Source organism: Mesorhizobium sp. M7A.F.Ca.US.006.01.1.1, from assembly GCF_003997935.1.
Taxonomy (GTDB): Bacteria; Pseudomonadota; Alphaproteobacteria; order Rhizobiales; family Rhizobiaceae; genus Mesorhizobium.
The window spans coordinates 1-7,206 of sequence record NZ_RZQL01000305.1 but is presented as its reverse complement, the minus strand read 5'-3'; the positions used below and the strand labels follow the sequence as shown (position 1 = coordinate 7,206).

Annotated in this window: 7 protein-coding genes; 4 read left to right on the top strand and 3 right to left on the bottom strand. The window is 62.9% G+C overall.

Going from position 1 to position 7,206, the window contains the following annotated elements; translation table 11 throughout:
- The first annotated feature begins 209 nt into the window (after positions 1–209).
- Together EN943_RS32955 and EN943_RS32950 are read left to right on the top strand one after the other, a co-directional pair.
- Positions 210–1,658, top strand: a complete 1,449-nt coding sequence (locus EN943_RS32955) for a HAMP domain-containing sensor histidine kinase (RefSeq protein WP_127416130.1) — start codon at positions 210–212, stop codon at positions 1,656–1,658.
- Positions 1,655–2,350 (top strand): response regulator transcription factor, encoded by a 696-nt coding sequence (locus EN943_RS32950; protein ID WP_127416129.1) that lies wholly within the window; start codon positions 1,655–1,657, stop codon positions 2,348–2,350. Before EN943_RS32955 ends, EN943_RS32950 begins: the two co-directional genes overlap by 4 nt.
- Positions 2,351–2,536: 186 nt before the next feature.
- Here EN943_RS32950 and EN943_RS32945 read toward each other — a convergent pair whose 3' ends face one another.
- The 3 genes from EN943_RS32945 to flhA are packed head-to-tail and all read right to left on the bottom strand — an operon-like array spanning position 2,537 to position 5,759.
- On the bottom strand, positions 2,537–2,920 hold the full coding sequence (locus tag EN943_RS32945) for a hypothetical protein (protein WP_127416128.1): 384 nt from the start codon (positions 2,918–2,920) through the stop codon (positions 2,537–2,539).
- A gap of 2 nt (positions 2,921–2,922) precedes the next feature.
- A complete protein-coding gene (gene fliR / locus EN943_RS32940; RefSeq protein WP_127416127.1) occupies positions 2,923–3,675 on the bottom strand; it encodes a flagellar biosynthetic protein FliR in 753 nt (250 codons plus the stop codon).
- Positions 3,672–5,759, bottom strand: a complete 2,088-nt coding sequence (flhA, locus tag EN943_RS32935; protein WP_127416126.1) for a flagellar biosynthesis protein FlhA — start codon at positions 5,757–5,759, stop codon at positions 3,672–3,674. Before flhA ends, fliR begins: the two co-directional genes overlap by 4 nt.
- A gap of 146 nt (positions 5,760–5,905) precedes the next feature.
- Between flhA and EN943_RS32930 the strand changes: the two genes are divergently transcribed.
- Both EN943_RS32930 and EN943_RS32925 read left to right on the top strand, forming a co-directional pair.
- Entirely contained in the window at positions 5,906–6,205 is a 300-nt protein-coding gene (locus EN943_RS32930; protein WP_127416125.1) for a putative quinol monooxygenase, read from the top strand.
- Positions 6,206–6,339: 134 nt separating this feature from the next.
- Positions 6,340–7,206, top strand: an 867-nt coding sequence (locus EN943_RS32925) for a chloride channel protein (protein WP_164778500.1), incomplete at its 3' end; no start/stop codon positions are given.

The following is a 7,206-nucleotide window of genomic DNA, read 5'->3' as shown; positions in this document are numbered from 1 at the left end:
CTTCCTCACAATCCGCCCGGCGAAAAGCCAAAACGATCGCGGTCGATGATAAAACGTCCTCTCGCGACAATTCCACCGATCAATTCTATTGAATTCTGACCAATTCTTGCACGCGCGGATCGCGCTTGCCTCCCCGCACAACTCCTGCGAGATTCAACATTCGGCGCATCGGGGGGTGCGGCAGGGGAACCCCGTGCGAATGCTCGACCATGCTTGATCTAAAAACCGTTCTGGTTGTCACGTTCGCAACCGCAAGCCTGCAGGCCGTCACCTGGTTGTTTGTCTGGCTGGCGTGGCGCCGTCTCTATGAGTTGAAGTTTCTTGCGGCCGGCTTCGTCGCTATCGCGGCGGGGGTGCTGCTGATTCTCCTGCGCGGGGAGCAGCCGGCGGCCTGGGCCATCGTGCTCCACAACACGATCATCAAGCTGGGCCTGGTGTTGCTGGCCGAGGGGCTGGCGCGCTTTCTGGGACAGCCACGCTATACCTGGATCAGCATTTCACTGCTGATTTTCCAAATCGTCGCGTGGAGTGCCGCCCTTGCGATGGATCCGGGCGACATTGCTATCCGCATTCACGCATCGACCTTCTTTACGGTCGTCATGATGTCGGTGATGTGTCTTGGGCTGATGCGGGACCGGACGCAACCATCCCTCCTGCGCTGGATCACGATCGGTGTGCTTGCCGAGTATATCGCGGCTAGCGTTCTCCAGAGCATCATCGAATACCGGCTGCCGGTCGATTTTCAAGGCGCTTCGGTTCTGGCCGACCGCAACGCTTGGTATCTGCTGCAGGGCGCGCTGTTCCTGATCGCCTTTTTCGGCTGCCTGCTGTTCATGGTCAGTTCGCGGCTGTCCTCCGCGCTGCTCGAGAAAAACATCGCCCTGTCGCGGGAGGTACGGGAACGACGACGGCTGGAAAGCCGGTTGAACGCGAGCCTGGCGGCCGAACGCGCGCTTCGCGACGAGCAGGCGGACTTCATGCGCGTCGTCAGCCACGAGTTTCGCACCCCGCTCGCCATCATCCGCAACGCGGCCGACATGATCGGCCTTGTCGGCCACAAGTCGCCCGAAGCGACACGCGAACGGATCGCCGGCATTGGCGAGGCGCTCGATCGCCTGTTTTCCCTGATCGACCGCTTCATGGCCAATGATCGCGACAGTGGGTTTCAGCCGGAGATGATACGCGTCGGTTTGCTTGTTGCCGATGTGCGGCTGCATTTCGGGATGACCGGGCGCGGCGAGCGCCTGATCTTTACGGTCGATGACGACGACGTTTCGCTTGTCGCCGATCCCGAGATGCTGGCGACCGTCCTGATCAACCTCATCGACAACGCGCTCAAATATTCGTCAGAGGACCAGCCTGTTGATATCGATGTGCGCAGCGAAGGTCGAAGTGTGGTCATTCGGGTCCGTGACCGTGGCATCGGCATTCCACAGGCCGAGCTTCACAAGATCGGCAGGCGCTTCTTCCGGGCCTCCAATACGATGGCGGGAACCGGAACCGGACTCGGCCTCTATTCTTCGCGCAAATTGCTGGCCTATCACGGCGGCAAGCTGCAGTTGCTCGCCAACGACGACCAGGGCATCACGTCCGTCGTCAGCCTGCCTCTGGCGGGCGAGGCAACGGATCGACTTTCGCCCGAGGAACTGACCGCATGACGCATATTCTGATCGTCGAGGACGAGCCCCGGCTGCGCAAGGATCTGGCGGATTTCCTGGAACTGACGGGCTTCACGGCCGAAGGCGTCGCGACGGCAGGGGAATTGCGCCAGACGCTAGCCAACGGCAGTTCGCCCGCTGTCATCATCCTCGATGTCGGGCTGCCCGATGGGAATGGGTTCGATCTGGCAACCGAAATTCGCAAATCACATGCCTGCGGCATCATCATGCTGACGGCGCTCGGTGACAGCGACGACCGTATCCGTGGCTTTGAGAGCGGCGCTGACATCTACCTGGTCAAGCACAGCACACTGCGCGAGATCGACGCCGCAATTCGCAGCCTGCTGCGACGGACGGGAGCCCAGCCCGACTCTGCGAACGGCAGCAGCGATCAGTGGGTGCTGGACGGTACGAACTGGATGCTGATCGCGCCCAATCACCGTTCGCTTAAACTGACGGCGGCCGAGTTCGCCTTCATGAACGTGCTCTGCAACCGTTGCGGCGAAATCTGCCAGCGCGAGGATCTGGTGGAGCTTGTCGCCCGTCCCAGGTCAAACTTCGACAACAGGCATCTCGACGCCGTCGTCAGCCGGTTACGCCGCAAACTGGAGGAACACATCAGCTTGCCCGCGCCGATCAAGGTCGTCTATGGCGTTGGCTACATCTTCACGGCGGCCGCCGCCGTGCAATGAACGTCTGCTCAACGGCCGCTTCCAGGCCGAAGCATCGACTGTTCATGGCGCGAGCAGGACCTCGATGCTCAGCCTGCAATGTCCGCTCTCAGGAAGCCACCATGCCCGCCCCAATGGCCGAGATTGCCGTCCTTCGCAACCTGGACAATGACGCTCGCCGTTGGCTCGATAGCAGAGCAGCCTCAGCTACTTTTCGGTTTGCTTCTGCGCGATGATATCGAGCCGCTCGCGGTCGGAGCGTTCGCGTTCGTCGCGGTTGCGCACGTCCTTGTAGGCGCGCTCGACCATGTTGGTGCGGGCGGTCGCTGCGGCGATGAGGCTGGCTTCCTGCCTGGCGCTCGCCAGGTTCGCCTCCTGGCGCACGACCGCCTGGGCGATGCGGCAATGGTAGAGGTCGGGAAACAGGGCGGAGAGCGAATCGGCCTGGTCGAAATGGCCGACCAGTTCCCTGGCTTCGGCCTCGGCGGCACCGGCCGCGGCAAGGAAGGTGGCGTGGCGGGTTTCGTGCAGCGCCTTCAGCTGTTCCTGCACCTTGACCAGCTTCTTGAGGCGGTCCTTGCGCGTGCTCATTTCTATCTAGCCAATGTCAGGTCGACAAAGCCGTCGACGAACAGCGACAGCATGGTGCCGACGGCGAAATAGAAGATGATCATGCCGCCGGCGATGATGAAGGGCTGGGAGATGAAATAGATCGGAATCTGCGGGGTCAGCTTGTTGACGAAGCCGATCGTCAGATTGACGAGAATGGCATAGGCGACGAACGGGCTGCCGAGGCGGATGACCAGGAAGAAGGTGTCCGACACCGTGTCGGTGACATCGACGAGGGCGGCCTGCGGATTGAAGAAGATGTTGACCGGCGCGACCGTGTAGGAAGAAACCAGCGCGCGTATTATCTCGTGGTCGAAATCGAAGACGAACAGCATCAGAAGTGCCGAGAACGAGATGATGGCGGCAAGGGCTGCCTGGGGTTCGGGCTCCTCGATCGCCGGTCCGCCGGTGCCGCCATAACCGACCAGCATGGCGATGGCCGAGCCCATGAAGCGCAGGGCTTCCATGTAGAGCCTGGTCATGGCGCCGATCAGGCCGCCGACCAGAAGTTCCGAGATGATCATCGGCACCAGGATCTGCGGGCGCGGGTCGACGAAAGGAAAGATCTTGTCCCACAGGAAGGCGAGAAGGCCGCCGGTGGCGGCGATAGCCACGAACAACCTGACCTGGACCGGGACGCGGGCGCTGGAGAGGCCCGGCATCAGCATGAAACAGGCGCCGATGCGGCAGAAGGCGAGGAACGCCGCGATGACGACGCCTTGCGACAGCACGCTCACGATATGGTTCCGAGCACCTTGATCTCGACGCCCTTGGCGATCTCGACATGGCTGAGCACCGGCAGCGTGGTGAACAGCCGCTCGATGATCATGCGCACATAGGGGCGTGCGTCGGGCGCGGTGACGAGGACGAAACGCTCGCCGGCTTCCAGATGTTTCTTGATTGCCTTGGTCGCGTCCTGGCCGAATTCCTCGAGCTGGCGCGGGTCGATGTCGAACTCGCGCACCTCACCCTTGGCGTCGCGCTTGAGGCTCTGGTGGAAGGCGAGGTCCCAACGGTTGCCGAGGCGAAGCACCTTCAGCACACCGCCCTCGGACAGGTCGCCGCAGATCTGCTGGGCCATGCGGATGCGGACATGTTCGACGATCTGCTCGGTGCGGCGCACATGCGGCGCGATCTCGGCGATCGCCTCGATGATCAGGTGCAGATTGCGGATCGAGACGCGTTCGGCGAGCAGCAGCTTCAGCACCGCCTGCAGGCCGGGATAGGAGATGTGCGTGGTGCAGATCTCGTCGGCGAGCTTGCGGTATTCCTGGTCCTGGCGTTCGAGCAGCGCCTTCATGTCCTTGTAGGACAGAAGCTGCGGCAGGTTGTTGCGGATGACCTCGGAGAGATGGGTGAGCAGCACCGACATGTTGTCGGCGAAGGTGTAGTTCTCGCGCTTCAGATCCTCGGCGAAGGCTTCGACGACGGAATAGGCGCGCATGCCGAAGGCCGGCTCGCGGATTTCCTCGCCCGGTATCTCGGGTATGTCGCGGTTGCCGAGCAGCACCATGATCTCGCCGACGCGCATCTGGTATTCGGCCACTACGGTGCCGTGCACCTTGATCTGGTAGCTCTTCGGCGGGATGGCGAAATCGTCGGCGACACGCACTTCCGGCACGACGAAGCCGTACTGGGTGGCGAATTTCTTGCGCATCTTGCCCATGCGGAAAACCAGTTCCTGATGCGACGTCAGCAGCCTTGTCGACAGCTGCTTGCCGATCAAAAGCTCGATCTCGGCGGTGGCGAGCGAGGCCTTGACCGAGTTCTTCTCCTCCTCGACCTTGGTCGCCTTTTCCTGGTCCTTGATCGCCTCGGCTTCGGCGAGGACCCGGTTGGCGCGCATCGGGATGACGTAGCCGAGGCCGGCCATGCCGGCGGCGAGCGCAAAGAACGGGAACAGCGGCAGGCCGGGCATCAGGCCGAGCAGCACCAGCAGCGATGCCGCGACATAGAGGGCGCGCGGGTGGGCGCCGAGCTGGCCGAACACCGCCTGGTTGGTCGAGCCGCGAGTGCCGCCCTTGGAGACGAGCAGGCCGGCGGCGAGCGACACGATCAGTGCCGGGATCTGGGTGACGAGGCCGTCGCCGACCGACAGCTTGATGAACACGTCGGCGGCTTCGCCCATGCCCATGCCGTGCCTGATGTAGCCGATGGCAATGCCGCCGACGATGTTGATGGCGGTGATGATGAGGCCGGCGATGGCGTCGCCGCGCACGAACTTCGAGGCGCCGTCCATCGAGCCGAAGAAGGACGATTCTTCCTCCAGTTCACGGCGGCGCAGCTGCGCGGTCTTGTCGTCGATCATGCCGGCCGAGAGGTCGGCGTCGATCGACATCTGCTTGCCGGGGATGGCGTCTAGGGTGAAGCGCGCGCCGACTTCGGCGATACGCGTGGCGCCCTTGGTGATGACGATGAAGTTCACCACGATCAGGATCATGAAGACGATGAGGCCGATGACGAAGTCGCTGGCCATCACCAGCTTGGAGAAGCCGGCGATGACATAGCCCGCCGCGTGCGTGCCCTCATTGCCATGCGCCAGGATCATGCGCGTGGTGGCGATGTTGAGCGACAGCCGCAGCATGGTGGCGATGAGCAGCACGGTCGGGAACGACGAGAAATCGAGCGGCCGCTGGATCCACAGCGCCACCATCAGGATCAGCACCGAAAGCGCGATCGAGAAGGCGAGGCCGATGTCGATGAGAAAGGCCGGAATCGGCAGAAACAGCACGGCAAGGATGATGACGATGCCGATGGCGAAAAAGACGTCGCGGCCGTTCTTGGCCACCGCGCCGGGCTGAATGCTTTCGCTGATCGCCATTGAAGTCCTCAAACCATAGACTGCCGAACGCGCGACAGCCCGGTAAGGGTAGCTGACCAAACTTGCGCGAGGGTGGGAGACTGGTTAGTCCGGGCGATCATGCGCAGGTCGGCGCGACGGCCGGCCTCGCAATGAAGGGAAAACCCATGCTTTTGATCATCGGTACTATCCGCCTGCCGCCAAACAAATTGGAAGAAGGCAAGCCTGCAATGGAGCGCATGGTTTCCGGCAGTCGGGCCGAGTCCGGCTGCATCCAATATTCCTATGCGCAGGATGTTTTCGATGCCGGGCTCATCCGGGTCACGGAAGTCTGGAGCGACAGGGCAGCGCTCGACGCGCATTTCCGCTCGCCGCACATTGCGGACTGGCGTGCGAGCTGGCCGGCGCTTGGCATAGGCGAGCGCAACCTCGTGCTCTATGAAGCCGGCGAGCCCATGCCGACCTGAACGGTCCGTCAGCCGATCGATATCGTGCCCGCTGTCGCCAATATGGTGTCTGTCGGCATTGTGGTTGCCATGCCGTGCCGCCGGGCGTATCAGGCTGGCTTTCCACTGCCTTTTGATATCGGCGAGCCGCCCCGGTGCTTTCCAGAAACCACAGCGAAGTCTACGCCCGCCGGCTGCGCGCGGTGCTGATCAGGTCGTTGCCGCTGCTCGAGGCGCGCGGCATCGTGGTGGTCATTCTGGCCGGTGTCGTAGGCGTCATGGCGGGCATATTGGTCACGGCGATGAGCCAGATCGTGCAGGACCTGCACGGGCTGCTGTTCGGCGTTCAGCCAGGCGGCCGGCTTTCCGGCATGTTCTCGCTCGCCAATCCGATGCAGGCGCTGATACCGGCGATCGGCGGCATGCTGCTGGGGCTGACGGTGATCTGGCTCAGGATACGGAAATTCCGCACGCCGATCGACCCGATCGAAGCCAATGCGCTCTATGGCGGGCGCATGTCGCTGACCGATACCTTCATCATCGCCGGCCAGACGATGATCTCCAGCGGTTTTGGCGCCTCGGTCGGGCTGGAAGCCGGCTACACGCAGGTTGGCTCCGGGCTGGCATCGCGGCTGGCGGGCATCTTCAGGCTGCGCCGCAACGATGTCCGCATCCTGGTCGGCTGTGGTGCGGCCGGCGCTATCGCCGCTGCCTTCGATGCACCGCTGACCGGCGCCTTCTATGGCTTCGAATTGGTCATCGGCATCTACTCGGTCGCCAATGTCGCGCCTGTCATGACCGCCGCGGTCTCAGCCTCGCTGACCGCCGAAATGTTTGGCGGCGTGCCGTTTCCGCTCGAGCTTTCGGGCCTGCCGGCGCTCACCGCCAGCCAGTATGTGCCGTTCCTGCTGCTTGGCCTGCTCGGCGGCGCCGCCTCGATCGCCATCATGCATCTGGTGACGTTGATCGAGCGCGGTTTCGCCAGGCTGTCGATCGATGCGTCGCTGCGCCCCGTCATCGGC

Bases quoted from the DNA above. Each gene is read 5' to 3' on its own strand.
- EN943_RS32930 (WP_127416125.1), top strand. From the start codon at position 5,906: ATGCTTTTGATCATCGGTACTATCCGCCTGCCGCCAAACAAATTGGAA.
- EN943_RS32945 (WP_127416128.1), bottom strand. From the start codon at position 2,920: ATGAGCACGCGCAAGGACCGCCTCAAGAAGCTGGTCAAGGTGCAGGAA.
- flhA (WP_127416126.1), bottom strand. From the start codon at position 5,759: ATGGCGATCAGCGAAAGCATTCAGCCCGGCGCGGTGGCCAAGAACGGC.
- EN943_RS32955 (WP_127416130.1), top strand. From the start codon at position 210: ATGCTTGATCTAAAAACCGTTCTGGTTGTCACGTTCGCAACCGCAAGC.
- EN943_RS32950 (WP_127416129.1), top strand. From the start codon at position 1,655: ATGACGCATATTCTGATCGTCGAGGACGAGCCCCGGCTGCGCAAGGAT.